This is a genomic window from Paenibacillus chibensis (genome assembly GCF_004001045.1).
Taxonomy (GTDB): Bacteria; Bacillota; Bacilli; order Paenibacillales; family Paenibacillaceae; genus Paenibacillus_AQ; species Paenibacillus_AQ chibensis.
This window is the reverse complement of record NZ_BIMK01000030.1, coordinates 46,270-64,154: the sequence shown is the minus strand read 5'-3', so window position 1 is coordinate 64,154 and position 17,885 is coordinate 46,270. Positions and strand designations below refer to the sequence as shown.

The window sequence follows — 17,885 nt, the reverse complement described above, 5'->3', positions numbered from 1 at the left end:
GGTACTAATGGCCTTGAGAATTTCCTGCCTTGAAGCGTGCCGGCTGCAGACGCATTAACGGACGCAGCAGCTTCTGCAATTTGCGCGGATAATTCGCAAGCTCATGCTGTCGCAGAACGCCCAGCAGAATCATCAGCATGAGATAGAGGACGACGACGGCTCCGCCGACAATGATACAGGTAATCAAAAAGGCAAGACGGTCAGGCATGATGCGTGTCAGCTGAATGCCGGCTTCATTGAGCCCGTATCCTACCGCGGAAGTCAGAATCACCGTCAACAAGAAGCTTGTCCAGCGGTTGCCGAGAATCGAGAACGAAACAATTCTTTTCAGCGACCGGAGATTCAGCAGCGTGATGACAAGGAAACAAAGCCCGGTCGCCGCGATAATGCCGTAAATGCCAAGCCAGGCAGCAAGCAGGTAACTCCCCGCCAGCTTGACCAGTATGCCGACCATCACGTTCACCATCGACACTTTTGCCTTGTTGACGCCGAGCAGAATGGAGTTCGTGGTCATCATCGTGATTTGGAAAATTGTGCCGAACGTGAGCAGCATGATGAGCCAGCTACCGTCCAGACTGCTGAACAGCAGACCGTTGATGGAATAAGCTGCCGTGCAGAGTGCGATGACGATCGGCATGCCCGTAAGCACCGAAATGCGGAGAGCCAGCGTCATTTGCTGCTGCAAATGCTCCTCATCCTTGCGGGCGAACGCTGCCGAAATGACCGGGATCAGCGAGGTGCTGAGCGCAATAGCCAGAATCGGCGGTATGCCGGCGATGCTTTGGGCGCGCTGGCCAAGTATGCCGAGCAGCTCCGTGGCCTTGGCCTCCCCGATCTGACCGATCAGAAGCGGATTGACGATCGAAGAGTCGATGAAGTTAACCGCCGGAACGGTCAGCGACGACAATACGATCGGAATGGACAATGTAAAGATATCCTTGTATATCCTCATCAGAGGAAGCTGCGTGCCTGCTCCCTCTTGAAGCATTTCCGCCTTATCTTGTTTCCGGATTTTCACCGTATAATAGAGCATGATCGCAAAGGCGCCGATGCTTCCGAGCACGCCGCCGAACGAAGCGCCGGCCGCAACCCAGCTTCCGCTATAACCGGATTTCAGCAGAACGTATGCCAGAATAATGGCTGTGCCGACGCGAGCAAATTGCTCGACGATTTGCGAGATGCCGCCAGCCGTCATATTGTGTCTTCCCTGAAAATATCCGCGCATCATCGCGATGGCCGGAAACAGCAGCAGCGCCGGCGCCAAAGCACGGATGGATAATGCGGCTTCCGGAACTTTGGACACGTATGTTGCATAATACGGCGCCAAAATATACAGCAGTACGGTAATGATGACACCCGCAAATACGGCGAACAGCAGCGCGGCGCGGTAAACCTGCCTAGCCTCGCCAGGCCGCTTTAATGCATAGCGCTCCGACACCATTTTGCTGAGCGTGCTCGGTATGCCGGCCGTGGCAACCGTGAGCAGCATGAGATACACATTGTTGGCAATGGAAAACGAAGCCTTGCCGACGTTATCGAACAAATGATCCAGGGGTACCCTTTGCATCAGCCCCAATACCCGGGCCACCAGAGCCGCAGCGGCCAGGATCAGCGTACCTTTAATAAACGATTCCTTTTTAGCCAAACCCTATTCCCTTCTTTCCCCCACCGAGCACATCCCATGGAGCATATGACTTTAAATAAGTAATTTGCGTGCCAATGGACCGCGTCCACACAGCCCGCTTTAAAAAAAAGCAATCCAGATAAAGAACACGATAATCATCACGATCTGCAAAATGATTTTCATGACCATGCTGCTGAATAGCCCTACCAGCGTCCCATAACCGACCTTCGCGGCTTTGGATACCGACGAGCCCACCAGCAGTTCCCCGACAAACGCTCCTAAAAAAGGACCGATGACAAGCCCGAATGCCGGAATGACGAACGGTCCGATAATAACGCCGATCGTACTCAAAATAACGGACAGCCTCGAGCCGCCATACTTCTTCGTTCCCCAGGCGCCCACGGCATAATCCGCCACGAACAGCACGATGATGATCAAAGCCTGAATGATCCAGAACCATGCATTGAAATGTCCGAACGTAAAAAACCACCCATAGACGAAAAAGGCAACGAAAATCGCCACCGCTCCCGGCAGCACGGGAACTACCGCCCCGGCCAAGCCTACCGCGAACAGGGCTATGATCAAAATCCAACCGAGTATAGCCATAGCTTCGATCCTTTCCTAGAATACAGATTGAACCGGAATCAATGGATTCCTCTGTCCGCTCTATACGCAAATAAATTTCTCAATGACCTTCGCAATACCGTCTTCATCATTGCTCGCGGTCACGAAATCCGCGGCTTCCCTGACAACCTGCTGCGCGTTCCCCATGGCAACGCCCAATCCTGCCGCCTGAATCGCAGCAAGATCGTTCATGCTGTCACCGACCGCGATCACCTCGCTCATGTCCAGGCCCAGCAAATCGCAAACTTTTCGGATTCCGGCAGCCTTATTAATGCCCTGCGGGTTCACTTCGAGATTATGAGGCGAGGAGTTCGTGATTTCAAGTCCGCCCATATCCTGCAGCTGCATCAAAATCCGGTGGCGGGCTTCATCGTCTTCCGTATGAAAGCCAAACTTGAGCCATTCCTTTCCCTCTAGCGCCTCGACCCAATGATCTTTGTTATATACACGCTCGGTGGAATACGCCCAGAACCAGCAATCTTCCTTGAGCGCGATGGCATGCATGTCTGAAATCAGCTTCGGTTCCATCAAAGAGCGTTCCAGCAGGTCATGCGGAGCACGCCATACTTCACTGCCGTTCACCGTAATCATCGGCGTCAGCAATCCAAGCTCCTCTCCGTATGGCAGCGCGCTTTCAAAGCTTCTTCCCGTGGAGAGACATACATGGACGCCCCTTTCCTTGGCTTTCTGAATCCATGTGGAAGTCACTGGCGAAATGATATGATCACTTGTCAACAAGGTACCGTCCATGTCGAGCGCCAGCAGTTTATATTCCTTCTTCATGCTGCTTCCCCCCATATGTTCTGTTTTTCACGTTTCATGCACACATACGGACATTTTACCATAAAGGCGGGGACAGCCACAAAAGGGTTTTTCAGGCGGGAGTCCGCCTCTGCAAATTAAAAAGGACCAGGGGGCATGTGCTCGCGTATTTCGAAGCCTGCCCCTGGTCCCTTGGATTCGTTAATTATGCTTCCATTCGATTAATGATTGCTGTTTGCCTGATCGTTCGTACCGGTTCCGTTCGCATCATTCGTGCCAGTTCCTTTCGGAACGCCATCCAATCCGTAAACCTTATCATACGCGTCAAACATCTTCCGGGCAATCGGCGCCGCACTTTGCGATCCGAAGCCGCCTTCCGGAATCATGACCGCTACGGCCAGCACCGGATTATCGCGTGGCGCATAAGCGATGAACACGCCGTTATCGACCAGCTGACGACCGACCTGCTGCGTTGATGTACCCGTTTTCCGGGCAAAAGCGTAAGGGAAATCGCCGAAGGCCGACACGTCACTCTTCATGCCGCGTCTGATTTCATTCCAGTATGCTTTCGGAAAATCCACCGTGTTCAGCACTTCAGGCTTGAAGGTTTTTACGATATTGCCCTTTTCGTCGGTGATCTTGCTGACCAGCTGCGGCTTCATCCGCTTACCCTCGTTCGCCAGCATCGCGGTGTATTGGGCCAGCTGTAGCGTCGTATATTTCCCCTGCTGTCCAAAGGATGCGTATGCCATTGAAGCCTGCGCACTCTGGTTATCGTTAATATACTCCTTGCGTCCCTTCCACTCCCCCGGAAGGCCGCTGCCTGTCAGGACGCCAAGGCCAAACTTGGTCATGTACTCATCCCAGACGCCGATACTCTTGTCTTTATATTTGTCGTACAATCTCGATCCGATCTTATCGACCATGAAGGCATTGGATGACTTTTCGATGGCCCTCGCCGGATCCATCCCGCCGTACACATGGCCCTGGGAGTTCTGAACGCGGGTCTGATGACCTTCCTTACCGAAATAAGCGGCACCTTTATCTTGATAATAGGTATTGGTTGTAATCAGGCCCTCATTCAGCCCAAGCAAAACGCTGAGCGGTTTTTGCGTCGATCCGAGCAACACGACGGACTCCGGGTGATCGCCTTTTTTGCCGGGACCAAACGAACGGATCGTGCCGTTCATGTAAATGTTCTGAATTTTCTTCCAATTCTCAGGCGTTACACTGCCGCTCTGCCATACATTCGTGTCATAATCCGGCATGCTCGCCATCGCCACGATGTTGCCTGTCTTAACCTCCATGGCCACCGCAAACCCGGTCGTCGCATTCGGATGCGTTTTGCCGGATACAGGATGCGTATGGAGCCAGCTCAGCTGATCCGTGATCGCCTGCTCAGTGGCGACCTGAACATCCTTATTGATCGTCGAATAAATATTGTCGCCTTTCACCGGCGGCACGATCTCGTCAACGCCTTCCGGCATGTTGCGCGGGTTGATCGGAACCTTTTTATACCCGTTCTTGCCGCGCAGCTCGTCCTGATACATCAGCTCCAGCCCGTCAAAGCCGACGAATTCTGGTTCGGTATATAGCTCGCCCGGATCGCTGATCACATCGCCATTGCGCTGCTTCTTATCGATCTCCTCATACTTGCTCAAGCTCTTCGAGCCTTTGAATGTGCGGATATAGCCTATCGTTTGAACCGCGACGGTGTCCGGATCATAATGGCGGACGCTCTCTTCTTCGATAGAGATTCCCGGAAAATCGGACTTATGCTCACTGAAATAAGCGATCTCCTTGTCCGAAAGATCCATTTTGATGCGGCGCGGCGAGTAGCCTTCATACTGCTTGTAGTCCAAATCCATCGCATCGATAATATCCTGCTTCGTCATTTTGGGAGCATCTTGTTTTCCGTATTTATCGAAAACCTCCAGAAGCCGCGCTGCAATTTCCTCTGCCTCGGGACGGTTTTTGCTTCCATGCAGCTTGCTGTAATCCTTCATTAACGTAATATAAAGCGATTGGGTCGGGGTCGAATACGCCAGCTTGACGCCCGATGCATCAAAAATCGTTCCGCGAATCGGAGGAAGCGGCACATCCTTTACGATGTTGCTGGATTCTTTTTCGGTTAGCGTCGGTCCCTCAACGAACTGAAGGATGGCAAGTCTGATAATAATGACACAGAATATCATAAACGTGCTGAAAAAGAACAGGTTGATCCTCAAATTCAGGTTTCCCTTCTTTTTCGTCTCTTCCTGCTCTGAATGGTCCGGTGTATAGTCGCTCACCGGCTCCCCCCCTCTCTTCTAAAATAACATTGACTATTTTAGCATAGATGAGGGGTGCTCGGCATCTTTCGATAAGCTTCGACGAACGGCCTTACGACAAAACAGCGGCAGACCAGGTTTCGGAGCCTGATTTGCCGCTGTTCTCTAGTCTATCTATTGTGCTTTATTGGAAGATTCCTTCCTCTTATCATCCGCTGAAGCCGGCGGCACGGCCTGCTTTTTCGGAACGCCGTCCAAACCATATACCTGATCGTAGGCATCGAATATTTTGCGGGCAACGGGAGCGGCGCTGTAGGAGCCGAACCCGCCCTCCGGAATAACGACGGCGACGGCCAGCTTCGGATTGTTCCGCGGCGCATAGGCGATAAACACGCCGTTATCCCGGTTCACGCCATTGACCTCCTGCTGCGACGTCCCCGTTTTCCGGGCGAAATCATACGGGAACCCGGCAAAGGCATCATTGACGCTCGTGTTCATGCCTTTTCGAATCAGCTTCCAATACGACTTATCAAATTTGACCGTATTGAGCACCTCGCGCTTGCTCTTCATGACGGTTTTTCCACTCGCATCGGTAATTTTGGCGACGATTTGCGGCTTGATCCGCTCCCCCTCATTGGCCAGCGTAGCCGTATATTGCGCCAGCTGCAGCGGCGTGTATTTGCCCATCTGGCCAAAGGAGGCATAGACAAGCGCGGCCTGGGGGCTGCCTACGGAAGCAGGCACTTCGTCTACTGTTCCGGGCTTTTTGTATTCCTTTTTGCCCAAATATTCGTTGGGGAGGTCAACGCCGGTGGAGACGCCAAGCCCGAACTCCTCCATATATTCATCCCATTTTGGGATGCCTTTTTTGCCATATTTGTTATACAAGGCGTTGCCGACCATATCCACCATGAACACGTTCGAGGAATGCTCAATGGCATCCGCCGGCGTCCGGAAATAACCGTAAGCATGGTTTTGGGAGTTATGCACAGCCTTCTGCTCTTTGCCGAAGTATGTGACGCCTTTATCGGAGTATGGGGTGTTTACGCTAAACAGCTTTTCGTTCAGCCCGATCAATACGCTCAGAGGTTTGATCGTCGAACCAAGCAGTACGGCCGATTCCAGATTATGCTTGGATTTGCCTGAACTGATGGGGGTGATCGCTCCATTCTGGTAATTCCCCTGCAGCTTATCAAAATCAGCCGTCGAAGCGGACCCGGTCTTCCATATATTCGTATCGTAATCCGGAATGCTGGCCATGGCCACGATATTGCCCGTATCCACTTCCATCGCGACCGCGTAGCCCGTCACCGCCTCGGGATGTGTTTTCCCGGACACCGGATGGGTGTGGAGCCATGCCAGCTGATCCTTGATCGCCTGTTCCGTCTGCAATTGAACTTCTTTATTGATCGTCAGCCACACGTCATTCTCCTTAACCGGGGGGACGATTTCCTCGACCTCCTCCGGAATGTTGGCCGAGCTGACGGACATGACTTTATAGCCGTTCTGCCCCCGCAGCTCCTTTTGGAAGGAGGCCTCCACGCCGTCGACGCCGACAAGCTCATCCCTCATATAGATATTGCCCAGGTTCTCTCCGCTCGCGGTTTGCACGCGGGCATCGTCGTATGCCTTCATGCTTTCCGTACGCTTGAAGGTCTTGACGTATCCTACCGTCTGTACGGCCACCGTTGCCGGATCATAGAGCCGGATGGTCTCTTCAACGATCTCTATCCCGGGAAAATCGGATTTATGCTCCATAAAATATTGGATCTCCTTTTGGTTCAGATCCGATTTAATCCGGCGCGGGATATATCCTTTGTCGACCCGGGATTCCAAATCCATGGCGCCGATGATCTCCTCCTTGGTCATCCGTTTGTCGGGGCTGCCGAGCTTATTGAAGGCAGCCGCCATCTGATCGGCCATTTTTTCCGCTTCCGGACGGTTCTTCTTCCCCTTGTCGGTTCCTGAATTGTAATCCTTCATAAGCGTAATATAAAGGGATTCAACCGGCTTGGAATAAGCAAGTTTGCTTCCCGTGGCATCACGAATGCTCCCGCGGTCGGACGGGAGGGGAATGTTCTTTGTGTTCTGATTCTCCTCTTTTTGGGTAAGGGTGGGCGCTTCCACGAACTGGATGACCGCCAGACGGACAATAATGACGCAAAAAATGATGAACGTGCTGAAAAAGAACATATTAATTCGCAAATTCAAGCTGTTTTTCTGATCGTTTTCCGTTTCTTCTGGTGATTTTCCTGACGAAAAAAAGCTCAATGTCCTCTCCCCGTTTCCTTGAATATCCATAATTTAGGGTATCGTCATATCAATTTTAACATATGAAACCATAATAAGGAAAATCATTTCCCGGGCTATAATAGATCTTCTTTAAAGCTCCAGTCATGAAAAGTGAGTTGGAGATTTCGGGAGGGAAATTCCGTGCGTAAGGGGAGGGTCGGAAACGGCCCAGGGCAGGATAACGGAATTCAGCCAGAGATGCGGGCCGGCATATCGGCTGTATAAATGGGATGCTGGCCTTTTCTCTGGTGAATTGATGTAATAAAGCGCTAAGACCCATGAATTACCCATACACCGCAAGCCATTTTTTCAATTGGCGTTTCATCATTTCACGATACTGGACAGGCTCAACAATTTCCGCGTCGGACCCATATTGGGACAGCCAGCTCATGAACCCGGGTACATCCGAGACCACGAGCTCTATGACGACACTGCCATCCGGTTCAATGGTTTCCGCAATGGGTGTAATCCATTCCTTGTCTTTGTACTTCGGAATGATCGCAGAGGACAGCCTGATTTTAACGACTGCCGCTTCTCCTTCGCTTTCGCGAAAATATTCATGCCCTTCTTGCTGGATGTGAGTATGTACTTTCATAAAAACATCATCAAGCACGACGACACGCTCAAAATGCTTTAACCTGTAAGTATGGAGCTTCCCGGTATTATGGTTTCGTCCTACCAGATAAAAGCGCCTCTGCCACGGAACCAACAGATACGGATCTATTTTCCCGTAAAGCAGCTCATTGCGCTCCGGAACATAATACTCGGCTTGAATGATCTGCTGTGTCAAGGTGGCAAGCAAAATCGGAATCAGGTATCGTGATTGTCCATCTTGGGATACTTCACCGGCAGCTTTTCCTGAATGAAGCTGACCTCTGACCTGGAGCTCTGTTTCTATTCGATCGGTTCGCTGCTTATGATGGGCTGCAACGACCTTCTCGTATGCCCCTTCGAATTTGTCAGGCAGCAGAGGTTTGACCTGATTCATCACTTGCGCAAGAGCGTTGAAGCTCTCCGCTTCTTCATCCGTCCAATCGAAAGGATATAATGCGAATCTGCCGATAAACTGATATCCTTTCCCGTAACCCAAATGGGTGATCGGGATATGCATTGCGCTCAAGGCTTCCATATCACGATAAATGGTGCGTTCGCTGGTACTGCATCTTTCCGCCAGCTCCCTGGCCAATATTCCTGGTTTTGCTTGCACAAGGGTAATAATGCGCATTAATCGAATCAGTCTGTCAGTCATGTGGATTCTCCTAGCTCATATAGTAAATTAGACTCATATTAACTGCTTGATGTAGTCCATTCGACTTGTGGCAAAGTGAATCCTTCCTAAAAAAACCAGTTCCGTTTCACCTCATGGCTTGTCCTCTAAGCTTGGTGTATGAAACTTCGAAATGAAGCGAACCTGGTTTAACCGTTTTTTGTTTTCAGGACCTTTCGATTCCGGTAGGTGCTCACATAATGTTCGCTTAGCTGATAGAGCATATCTGCCTCTTCAAGTAAACGTTCGTCCGTAAATCGCAAGGCATCAATGAGCAGTTCATCTCCTTTCCTTCGCAGCAGCCATTCTCCGCGGTCAATATTTCCATATTCAAATAGATGGATGGCCTCCTTCAGGACGCTTTGGGTTTCCAGCAGCTTAACGTGTTTTCTCACATGAAAATTTTCCGGCTGCTGCAGCAGACCGGTATGATAGGTGTAATTCATATATAATTCCTTCACAGGAAGTTCCTTGATTCTTTCCTTATTCTTTTCCTTGTATTTCCATTGGGCAGACAAAACGCCATGCATGCCGGTATGCTGGGGTTGAAGCGCTAGCTCAATAGCTATAAACTGTTTGACGCCATCATACAGATGGCCGAGTGGAATCATGATTGACTGCCCCAGGTTTTTCATCGCCTTCGCTCCATACACACGGATTAATGAAACTTGCGGTTCAAACCATAAATGGAGCTGCATGTCCTGGGCGATCAGTTTCGGTGTGCTTCTCTTTCGGGTTTGACGGAAGGATCCCCCATACCATTCAACCAACAAAATCACTCTATTGGAGCCGCTTGCAAGGATGTGACTGCGGTTCCATGTAAAATTTTCCTGAATACCTGACTGCATGGATTTCACCCCTTTTCGTGTCATCTCTATATCGTACCAATATGGACTGACAGCATACTGTCACGAAACATATGTTCGTACAATATATTTCTTTCATACTAGCATATGTGTAGCAAAATTGGTGAATATATTTATTTATTCGCATCTGACCCTCCATTCTTAATAACATGCGCAAAAATACCTAAACAACCAAATCAACAATAGTATATAAGAACTACACAAAAATATATGTCGAAATATGTAACTTTCTTCTAAATAAAACGTTTTTATTTAGACATTTTTAAGAGCCCTCGGGGCCGGCATCAATAAAAACCCGCGATCTCAAAAGGATCACGGGTTTTTAACGCCTAGTTATGATATTATGGTACAAAATCAGCTAACGGCGGCTGCTTCCGCATTTACCTCTGCGGATTCGACATTCCGTTCACCGATTCCTACCGGTGCGTACGTAATTTTATCAATCCAGATTTCTCTGCCTACTGGTTTGTCATTCACGGTAATTAGCAATTTTTTGTATTGTTGTTCTTTTTCCATGTGGATCTTCTCCTTTTCACATTGCATAGCATGCGCTGTAGACTACGGTGTCGTCCACAGCTTGATCTATGTTATTTGTTCTGCGTATTTTTTTATGGATAGGTTCATTAGATAAAGCGGGTAAACACAAAAGGACAAGGAAGGCTACTTACTAGATATACCCTTCCGAAGCCGTTATTAAACTTTGAAAACGTTCGCCCGAAAAATCCGTATACCTTTCAAATACGAAGGATTCGGGGTAATGATCATATACCAGGCTCATTCATACTATGCGGCAGGTGATGAAAATATGAAAAAAAACAAGAAAACTCATTCCGGATCCAAGGTGCGCGCGGCCGCCTTGCTCTTCATTTTGATCGCTGGTCTGCTCGCGGCCGTCCCTTCGGCCCATGCGAATTACTTTCAGGATTTTTACAATGGGGTCGAAAAATTCTCCGATCTGCCCGGGCAGGTGAACCAGCTGAAAGAAAGCTACCAGGAAACGCTCGATGAGCTGGACCGGACGAAGCAAAACGCCAAGGCATTCGAGGAGCAAAACGCACAGCTCATGGAGCAGAACCGCCAGCTTGCCGAAACGGTCAGCCAATTAAAGCAAATCAACGAACAGAAGGAAGCCAAGGCCAAAAAACTGAAGGTGACACTCATCACCGTCATCCTGCTGGTAGCCGGTTATTTTGTCGGCATTCGGCTGCTGCGGCTTCTTATGCGGCGTTCCAATCGATAAGGGAATATCATTCATGAAGACCATAGAAGGAAGGGAAGAGGCTTGAATATCAGAATACGGGAATCCGGGGGCGGTAACGGACAGGCTGTCGACTTCTCGCTTGGCGGTGGAGAAACGATGCACATTCTGCATCCCGAGCAAATTATCGCTTACCGGGGACCGTCCGATGGACGCAGCGACCGTTTGATGAACGTGAAGGGGATGTACCGCAAAAAAAGGCTCGTTCAGGCTGATCTGGCCGGCCCCTGTCAATTTACCACAGCCGTTCCCCCCGGATTCGCCATCAAAACCGTTGAACTGAAGGAATACAGCGACCTGCTGTACGATTTTCGCAACCTCTTTTTTTACAGCTCCGGGATCGAGATGCATTCCAAAATATTGAAAATCAAAAACATGCTGATCACCAAGGATGCCATCAAAATGAAATTTTCCGGCTCCGGAACGATCGGGCTTTTGACGGAGGGCGCAGTTTATGAAACGGAGCTCCATCCTTCGGAGCCGCTGTACGTCGATGCCAGCAGCCTCGTCGCATATCCCGAGAACGCGAAGGTCGATCTGACCGTCTACGGCAATACGCTCGCCAGCCAGCACATGAATTATCACTGGAAAATGACCGGCAGCGGAACGGTGCTGTTTCATGCGAGCGGACAGGCCGGACGCCTGCAAAAAGAGATGGAGAACGAGGGCCTGCTGAAAAGAATTTTACGCGAAGTGATCCCTTTTGGCGGCGTGATTATCAAGTAAAGGGTATACGCCTCCCCTTTTTCTGTCATATAATCTTCCTATCCATTTTGATGAGAGCAGGAGGTTCATATGTCAGTTCCCACTGTAAACAGCGCCGCACCGCAAAAAGGACGGCAGCCGCTTGCCGGTTCCGATGCCAGCGCTACCGTCTTCCGCATACTGATCGCGATCAGTCTCGTTCACTTATTCAATGATTCGATCCAGTCCGTAATTCCAGCCATTTTTCCGATCCTGAGATCCTCCATGCATTTGAACTATACACAGATCGGCTGGATTTCCTTCGCCATAAACTTTACTTCTTCCATTATGCAGCCCGTCGTGGGCTGGTTTGCCGACCGCAAACCGACGCCGGCCCTGCTGCCGATCGGCATGGGCTTCACCTTTACGGGGATGCTTTTGTTAGCCTACGCCGATACATACCCGGCGGTCCTGCTTGCCGTCGTATTCGTCGGCCTCGGCTCGGCGGCCTTCCACCCGGAAGGCTCACGGGTATCCCATATGGCTTCCGGCACCCGCCGGGGCTTGGCGCAGTCCATCTTCCAGGTGGGCGGCAACGCCGGGCAATCCCTGGCTCCGATGCTGACCATGTGGATCTTCATTCCACTTGGCCTGTTCGGCGCCATCTGGTTTACGCTCGTGGCCGGGGCTGGCATCGCCGTCCAGATTTATGTTGCCAGATGGTACGGACGCAAGCTGCAGAGCGGCGCGCAAGTGAAGAAAAAAACGGCTGCACGCAAGCTGAAGCCCGAGGTGCGCAGCAAGGTCCGGTTCGCGATCGTCATGCTGATCCTGCTGGTTTTCGTCCGGTCCTGGTACAGCTCGTCGATCAGCACCTTCTTCCCGTTTTATTTGATCGATCATTACGGTCTAAGCGTCAACGACGCTCAAATCTTTATCTTCCTGTTTCTGGGTGCGGGAGCCGTCGGGACCTTCTTCGGCGGACCGCTCGCGGACCACTTCGGCAAGCGGAACATCATTTTCGGCTCCATGGTTTGTGCCGCTCCGCTCGCGCTGCTGCTGCCGCATGTGGGACTATGGGGCGCCGGCATTCTGCTGGCGCTGATCGGACTCATCGTCTTCTCGAGCTTCTCGGTTACCGTGGTATATGCCCAAATGCTGTTCCCCGGCAAAATCGGAACGGTATCCGGCCTGATCACCGGTCTCGCCTTCGGACTCGGCGGCCTCGGGGCGCTTGTGCTGGGCAAATGGATTGATCTGGCCGGCGTGAACACCGTGATGACCCTTTGCAGCTTCCTGCCGCTGCTTGGCATCCTGACCTTCCTGCTGCCATCGGATAAGCTGCTGAACCGCTGGGCAAGCGAGAACGAGGAATAATGCGCTAGAACGATAACGAAGCTTGCTGCATGCAAAATAGCCGACCCTCGGTTGTTCATACCGAAGGTCGGCTATTTTTAATAAGGATGGCATTTCAGGAGGTCGACTTCAGCCGTTCTAAAATCCTCCGTTTCCGGTACAGCATTTTGCCCGCTTGCGCCACATCCTCCATCGTCCCTTTATTGCTGATCGAACCGAACAGGATGCCTGCGACCGGCACGAGCTGAAACAGCTTCTTCCAGCCGAAGCTGTCGCGATAGGTCTGAACGACCTCGCGCCAGCCCTGAATCTGGGAAAATACCTGCAGCGATTTATGATCCTCCTCAAACAAGGACAGCTCTTCAAGCACTGCCTTTTTGCCTACGATGTCCGCCGAAGCGAACTGCAGGCATTTCACGATAAATACCCGCTCCTGCTCTGAACGTGGATCGTATCCATAACACAAAGCAATTTCCTGAAGAACCTTCAGCGACAAGCCCAGGACCATCGGGATATCCGCTGCCAGCGTGAACACCCCTCCGACCCCTGTTGTCGCACCCTGCGCCGCCGCAAATTTGACGCGGCGGCCGATCAGCTCTTCCGCCGTGCGATCCATCGTTTCAAGCGGCAGATGAGCCGCTTTCTCCAAGGTAAGCACACCGCCCTCGCCGCCTGCTTCATCAATCTCATGGCGGCGGCCTCCCTGCCGGTTGTGCTCGGCAGCCTGCAGCAGCTTCAGCACGCTTTTCTGCTGGACAAGAAACTGTCCGCCGGTCTGGAGAAACCGGCCCACTTCACCAAGCGCATCCCCCAGCTTGTCCCGGATCAGCTTCGGAGTCAGCCGGTCGAGCAGCATGAACGGCAGACGGCTGAGCTTTTCCCAGAACCACGCCTGCTTCTGATCCTTCTCCCAAGCTTCAATCCTCTTCAGCTCATCCGCCAAATACGCGGTTTCTTCCGTGGCAGCCATCAGCATACCCCCCTTTCAACGAATACGTTCCACATCGTTTTCCATTCTCATGCTTATGCCGGCTAACGAACCGCAGGATGGGAAATACTTTTCCCAACAGGGACCGGTTTGAACCCGTGAATTAAATTAACAGGCCTTCCCTTTCCTTAAACCGTTTGATCAAAAATTCGCTATGGACGTTTGTAATGCCCTCAAGCGCCTGCAATCTGCGGAGATACCGCACCACATGCTCCTGATGGTCCATCAGGGCATGCACATGAAGATGCGGACCACCGCTCATCTGATACACGCTGGTGATTTCCTCGTCGGCGAGAAGCTGCTCTGCCACGGACTCCAGCATGCTCCATTCCACGTCGATGTTAAAATAAACCGACAGGCTTTTGCCGGCTTTCAACGGATTAACGCTGACCGTGAATTTATCGATAATCCCCTGCTCCATCAGGTTGTTAACCCGTTCCCTGACGGCCGCTCTCGTCAGATGGACGAGACGCCCAAGCTCGGCATGGCTGAGTCGGCCATTGTCCAGCAGATGCTTCAGAATCAATTCGTCCTTTTCATCCAATTGGTTAAAACGCATAAGCCTCTCCCCGCTATGATCGAATTTACAATGTAAATCAAAACAAGAAATTAAATGATCGAATGTATATTATTTATTATACAATCGTTGTATAATAAATCGGTATTCCATCCGTTTGTCAGGATATTCACTCCTAGTTTACAGGTACGCCGGAGTGGATTGCAATCGGGTAACGTTATTTGGAGAGGAAGGTGTCTTGACTTGGTTATGTTTTCGCTAGAAATCCTTCTGATCGCCATATTGGCCGGAATCGTCGGATCCGTTCTGGGGCTTGGAGGAGGCATTATCGTCACCCCTGCCCTGACGCTGCTGTTCGGCGTCAGCATCGAGCATGCCATTGGAGCCAGTATTATTTCGGTTATCGCCACTTCGAGCGGTTCCGCGATCGCCTATATCCGCGACCGGATTACCAATTTGCGTGTAGGCATGTTCCTGGAAATCGCGACGACGGTCGGGGCCATCACCGGAGCTTTCATCGGCGGTCTGATCGCCCCGAATCTGCTTTATATTATTTTCGGATTGCTGCTCATCTACTCGGCGATCAATATGATCAAGAAGAAGAAAGGCGATCAGCAGGAGCTCGTTCAAATGCATCCTGCCGCCGCCAAGCTGAAGCTGGCGGGAAGCTATTATGACAAGGCCGTTCAACAGCAGATTCCATATCATGTCGGCAACGTCTACGGCGGATTTGGCGTCATGTACGGTGCAGGCATCATTTCCGGGCTTCTCGGAATCGGCAGCGGCAGCTTCAAAGTGATGGCCATGGACGTTTTCATGAAGCTGCCGCTCAAGGTATCGACAGCTACCAGCAACTTCATGATGGGGGTCACGGCAGCCGCGAGCGCCGGCGTATATCTGCTTCGTGGCGACATTGATCCACATATTGCCGGGCCGGTCGCGCTTGGCGTTCTGGCGGGAGCAACGATCGGCGCGCAGATCATGCAGCGCATGAAAAGCAAAACGATCCGCATGCTCTTCATCCCCGTACTGCTGTATGTTGCGCTGCAAATGATGTATGAAGGGATGGGATTGGGCAAATGAACGACAACAGCGAAATTCAGGATGTCGAGCTTGCCGTCAGCCGCTGGCTCCGCATCGGGGTGATCATCAGCGCCGCTGTGATCGTCATCGGATTGATCCTGCTCTTCATTCATGGCGGCAGCGGGTATCCGGACGATTACTATCCGCACAGCCTGTCGGAAATTTACAGCGGCACCATCGCGCTAAAGCCGTATGCCGTCATCACGACCGGACTGATTCTGCTCATCCTGACGCCTGTGCTGCGGGTCGCGATTTCGATATGGGTTTTTGTCCGTGAAGGCGACAAGCTGTATGTCATCATTACGTCCATTGTGCTCGCGATTCTGATCATCAGCTTTATCCTCGGCAAAGCATAATACAAACACGGCCTGGCAAAGCGACAGGCTGTCACCAAACAAGCCCGGACTCCTCGTTGCGAGGGGCCCGGGCTTTCTTAATCCTCCTTATTGTGATGCTCTTCCGTAGGGGGAAGTATGTTTGTCGCTTGATCCGCCGGCTGCTTTTCCTCCGTCAAATGTACCACGGGGAGCGCCGGGGAGGTCAGGATCGCTTTCAACTGCTTGCGCTTGGATTTCGGGCTCAGCATATAGAGCGTGTCTCCCGCTTCGATCCGCGTGTTGCCGCGGGGAGCGATGATCTGCTCGTTGCGGATAATCGCCGTGAACAGGATGTCCTCCGGCAAATCCAGCTCCAGAATTTCTTTGCCGGCAATCGCCATGGAGGTATTCACCTCAATGTGATTGATTTCCGATTTGGTTTTGCCATGAGCGGTGAGCTCCAGCAGGGAAGGATTGGTGGGCTTCAGATCACCGGCCAGCCCCATTTTTTCAGCCAACGGAGATACCGTAGCTCCCTGGATGATCGCCGAGGTCATCACGACAAAGAAAACGACGTTGAAGAACAACCTGCCGTGCTCCAAATGGGCCAGCAGCGGGTATGTAGCGAGCACGATCGGAACGGCGCCGCGAAGCCCCGCCCAGGATAGCAGAATTTTTTCCTTGAATGAATATTTCATCGCGATGGTGCTGATAAAAACACCGATTGGCCGGGCCACCAGCATAAGAATAAGCGATAACAAGAGTCCCGGGCCGATGATCGACGGCAGTTCGCTCGGAAATACGAGCAGTCCGAGCAGGACGAACATGACAATTTGCATCATCCAGCCGAAGCCCTGATTGAAGTGCATAATCGACCGGCCGTAAGCCAGCTCCGAGTTGCCCATGACGATCGCGGTCACGTAAACGGCAAGCAGGCCGCTGCCGCCAATGATCGAGGTGCCGCTGTAAGATAGGACGGCAAACCCCAGCGCCATCACCGGATACAGCCCCGAGGAATCAAAATTGATTTTGTTAATGACATACACCGCCAAACGGCCGATGAGTAAGCCCAGAACGAGACCGATACCCATTTCCCAAATAAAGGACAAAATCAGTTTGAGGATGGAAGTATCCGGATGCTCGAAAAATTCAATCAAGGAGATCGTCAGGAACATCGCCATCGGATCGTTGCTTCCGGACTCCGCCTCCAGCGTGGAGGTCAGTCGTTTCTTGATGTTTTTACCGCCGAGGACCGAGAATACGGCCGCCGCGTCGGTGGAGCCGACGATCGCACCGAACAAGAATCCTTCTGTCCAGGACAAGCCGAGCACGAATTTGGCAGCAACGCCAACGACGAAAGCGGTCAATAACACGCCAACGGTAGCCAGCGAAAGGGCCGAGCCGATCACCGGCTTGATATCATCGAATTTGGTCTGCATGCCGCCTTCGAACAAAATGACAATCAGGGCCAGTATACCAACAATCTGCGTAATGAAGGCATTGTCAAAGTAAATAAAACGGGTGATGACCATGCCGACGGCGATAAACAGCACCAGGGCCGGCATGCCGAAACGGGAAGAAAATTTAGTGGTCAGGACGCCGACAAGCAGCAGCCCCGCCATCAGCAGAACCAGAGAATTGATCAGTGTAGTAGATTCCAAAAGCCTCGCCTCTTTAGAGTAGTATTCAAGCCTCATCATTTGCGTAATTCATAATATATATAACCTTTCCAAGCCTGCTTGCACCCCGCTCCCCTAGCAAAGGTTGGTTCTAAGGGATCAGCCTGTGCTTCCACTCCACTACATTTTCCTTGAGGGTTCCGCTTTATTCCCTGCTTTATTCCTCCCTTGGTTGCACTCACCTATCCGTATGTTGATGTGCCCCTGCCGTTTAAGAGTCCAAATGAAGGATGGCTTTTGCGTCGAGGTTCCTTATATACTGAAAAAAGAATTTGAATAAGCAGCATTTGGAGGCGTA

Annotated in this window: 16 protein-coding genes; 5 read left to right on the top strand and 11 right to left on the bottom strand. The window is 51.4% G+C overall.

Annotation, left to right across the window (positions count from 1 at the left end; genetic code table 11):
* Positions 1-4: 4 nt before the first annotated feature.
* From PCH05_RS20220 to PCH05_RS27390, 8 genes are all read right to left on the bottom strand, one after another.
* Positions 5-1,645: a putative polysaccharide biosynthesis protein gene (locus PCH05_RS20220; protein WP_127605227.1), complete on the bottom strand. Its 1,641-nt coding sequence runs from the start codon at positions 1,643-1,645 to the stop codon at positions 5-7.
* Positions 1,646-1,744: 99 nt separating this feature from the next.
* Entirely contained in the window at positions 1,745-2,230 is a 486-nt protein-coding gene (locus PCH05_RS20215; RefSeq protein WP_127605225.1) for a DUF456 domain-containing protein, read from the bottom strand.
* Positions 2,231-2,290: 60 nt separating this feature from the next.
* Positions 2,291-3,046, bottom strand: coding sequence for a Cof-type HAD-IIB family hydrolase (locus PCH05_RS20210; RefSeq protein WP_127605223.1), 756 nt, complete (start codon positions 3,044-3,046; stop codon positions 2,291-2,293).
* Positions 3,047-3,231: 185 nt separating this feature from the next.
* Complete coding sequence (locus PCH05_RS20205) at positions 3,232-5,301, bottom strand: peptidoglycan D,D-transpeptidase FtsI family protein (RefSeq protein ID WP_371860566.1); 2,070 nt, start codon at positions 5,299-5,301, stop codon at positions 3,232-3,234.
* A 153-nt stretch (positions 5,302-5,454) separates the two neighbouring features.
* On the bottom strand, positions 5,455-7,581 hold the full coding sequence (locus PCH05_RS20200; RefSeq protein WP_127605221.1) for a peptidoglycan D,D-transpeptidase FtsI family protein: 2,127 nt from the start codon (positions 7,579-7,581) through the stop codon (positions 5,455-5,457).
* 274 nt (positions 7,582-7,855) lie between these two features.
* Positions 7,856-8,821, bottom strand: a complete 966-nt coding sequence (locus tag PCH05_RS20195) for a helix-turn-helix transcriptional regulator (RefSeq protein WP_127605219.1) — start codon at positions 8,819-8,821, stop codon at positions 7,856-7,858.
* A gap of 167 nt (positions 8,822-8,988) precedes the next feature.
* Positions 8,989-9,687, bottom strand: coding sequence for a hypothetical protein (locus PCH05_RS20190; RefSeq protein WP_127605217.1), 699 nt, complete (start codon positions 9,685-9,687; stop codon positions 8,989-8,991).
* Positions 9,688-10,059: 372 nt separating this feature from the next.
* Positions 10,060-10,221, bottom strand: a complete 162-nt coding sequence (locus PCH05_RS27390) for a hypothetical protein (protein ID WP_164766731.1) — start codon at positions 10,219-10,221, stop codon at positions 10,060-10,062.
* Positions 10,222-10,510: 289 nt separating this feature from the next.
* Here PCH05_RS27390 and PCH05_RS20185 point away from each other — a divergent pair, with 289 nt between their 5' ends.
* The 3 genes from PCH05_RS20185 to PCH05_RS20175 all read left to right on the top strand — a co-directional run bounded on the left by PCH05_RS20185 (position 10,511) and on the right by PCH05_RS20175 (position 13,024).
* Positions 10,511-10,945, top strand: a complete 435-nt coding sequence (locus PCH05_RS20185; RefSeq protein WP_127605215.1) for a hypothetical protein — start codon at positions 10,511-10,513, stop codon at positions 10,943-10,945.
* Positions 10,946-10,987: 42 nt separating this feature from the next.
* Complete coding sequence (locus PCH05_RS20180) at positions 10,988-11,689, top strand: AIM24 family protein (RefSeq protein ID WP_127605213.1); 702 nt, start codon at positions 10,988-10,990, stop codon at positions 11,687-11,689.
* Between the two features lie 69 nt (positions 11,690-11,758).
* Positions 11,759-13,024 (top strand): MFS transporter, encoded by a 1,266-nt coding sequence (locus PCH05_RS20175; protein WP_127605212.1) that lies wholly within the window; start codon positions 11,759-11,761, stop codon positions 13,022-13,024.
* A gap of 94 nt (positions 13,025-13,118) precedes the next feature.
* On the opposite strand, the gene PCH05_RS20170 is transcribed toward PCH05_RS20175, so the two are convergent.
* Together PCH05_RS20170 and PCH05_RS20165 are read right to left on the bottom strand one after the other, a co-directional pair.
* Positions 13,119-13,973, bottom strand: a complete 855-nt coding sequence (locus PCH05_RS20170; RefSeq protein ID WP_127605210.1) for an EcsC family protein — start codon at positions 13,971-13,973, stop codon at positions 13,119-13,121.
* A 121-nt stretch (positions 13,974-14,094) separates the two neighbouring features.
* Positions 14,095-14,550 (bottom strand): Lrp/AsnC family transcriptional regulator, encoded by a 456-nt coding sequence (locus tag PCH05_RS20165; protein WP_127605208.1) that lies wholly within the window; start codon positions 14,548-14,550, stop codon positions 14,095-14,097.
* Between the two features lie 207 nt (positions 14,551-14,757).
* Between PCH05_RS20165 and PCH05_RS20160 the strand changes: the two genes are divergently transcribed.
* Together PCH05_RS20160 and PCH05_RS20155 are read left to right on the top strand one after the other, a co-directional pair.
* Complete coding sequence (locus PCH05_RS20160) at positions 14,758-15,591, top strand: sulfite exporter TauE/SafE family protein (protein ID WP_127605206.1); 834 nt, start codon at positions 14,758-14,760, stop codon at positions 15,589-15,591.
* Positions 15,588-15,947, top strand: a complete 360-nt coding sequence (locus tag PCH05_RS20155; protein ID WP_127605204.1) for a DUF1634 domain-containing protein — start codon at positions 15,588-15,590, stop codon at positions 15,945-15,947. The genes PCH05_RS20160 and PCH05_RS20155 overlap by 4 nt, the downstream gene beginning before the upstream one ends.
* Before the next feature lie 77 nt (positions 15,948-16,024).
* Here PCH05_RS20155 and PCH05_RS20150 read toward each other — a convergent pair whose 3' ends face one another.
* Complete coding sequence (locus tag PCH05_RS20150) at positions 16,025-17,569, bottom strand: potassium/proton antiporter (RefSeq protein ID WP_127605202.1); 1,545 nt, start codon at positions 17,567-17,569, stop codon at positions 16,025-16,027.
* Positions 17,570-17,885: the final 316 nt, after the last annotated feature.

Bases quoted from the DNA above. Each gene is read 5' to 3' on its own strand.
- PCH05_RS20195 (WP_127605219.1), bottom strand. From the start codon at position 8,821: ATGACTGACAGACTGATTCGATTAATGCGCATTATTACCCTTGTGCAA.
- PCH05_RS20170 (WP_127605210.1), bottom strand. From the start codon at position 13,973: ATGGCTGCCACGGAAGAAACCGCGTATTTGGCGGATGAGCTGAAGAGG.
- PCH05_RS20210 (WP_127605223.1), bottom strand. From the start codon at position 3,046: ATGGGGGGAAGCAGCATGAAGAAGGAATATAAACTGCTGGCGCTCGAC.
- PCH05_RS20215 (WP_127605225.1), bottom strand. From the start codon at position 2,230: ATGGCTATACTCGGTTGGATTTTGATCATAGCCCTGTTCGCGGTAGGC.
- PCH05_RS20165 (WP_127605208.1), bottom strand. From the start codon at position 14,550: ATGCGTTTTAACCAATTGGATGAAAAGGACGAATTGATTCTGAAGCAT.
- PCH05_RS20160 (WP_127605206.1), top strand. From the start codon at position 14,758: ATGTTTTCGCTAGAAATCCTTCTGATCGCCATATTGGCCGGAATCGTC.
- PCH05_RS20155 (WP_127605204.1), top strand. From the start codon at position 15,588: ATGAACGACAACAGCGAAATTCAGGATGTCGAGCTTGCCGTCAGCCGC.
- PCH05_RS20190 (WP_127605217.1), bottom strand. From the start codon at position 9,687: ATGCAGTCAGGTATTCAGGAAAATTTTACATGGAACCGCAGTCACATC.
- PCH05_RS20185 (WP_127605215.1), top strand. From the start codon at position 10,511: ATGAAAAAAAACAAGAAAACTCATTCCGGATCCAAGGTGCGCGCGGCC.
- PCH05_RS20175 (WP_127605212.1), top strand. From the start codon at position 11,759: ATGTCAGTTCCCACTGTAAACAGCGCCGCACCGCAAAAAGGACGGCAG.
- PCH05_RS20200 (WP_127605221.1), bottom strand. From the start codon at position 7,581: ATGGATATTCAAGGAAACGGGGAGAGGACATTGAGCTTTTTTTCGTCA.
- PCH05_RS27390 (WP_164766731.1), bottom strand. From the start codon at position 10,221: ATGGAAAAAGAACAACAATACAAAAAATTGCTAATTACCGTGAATGAC.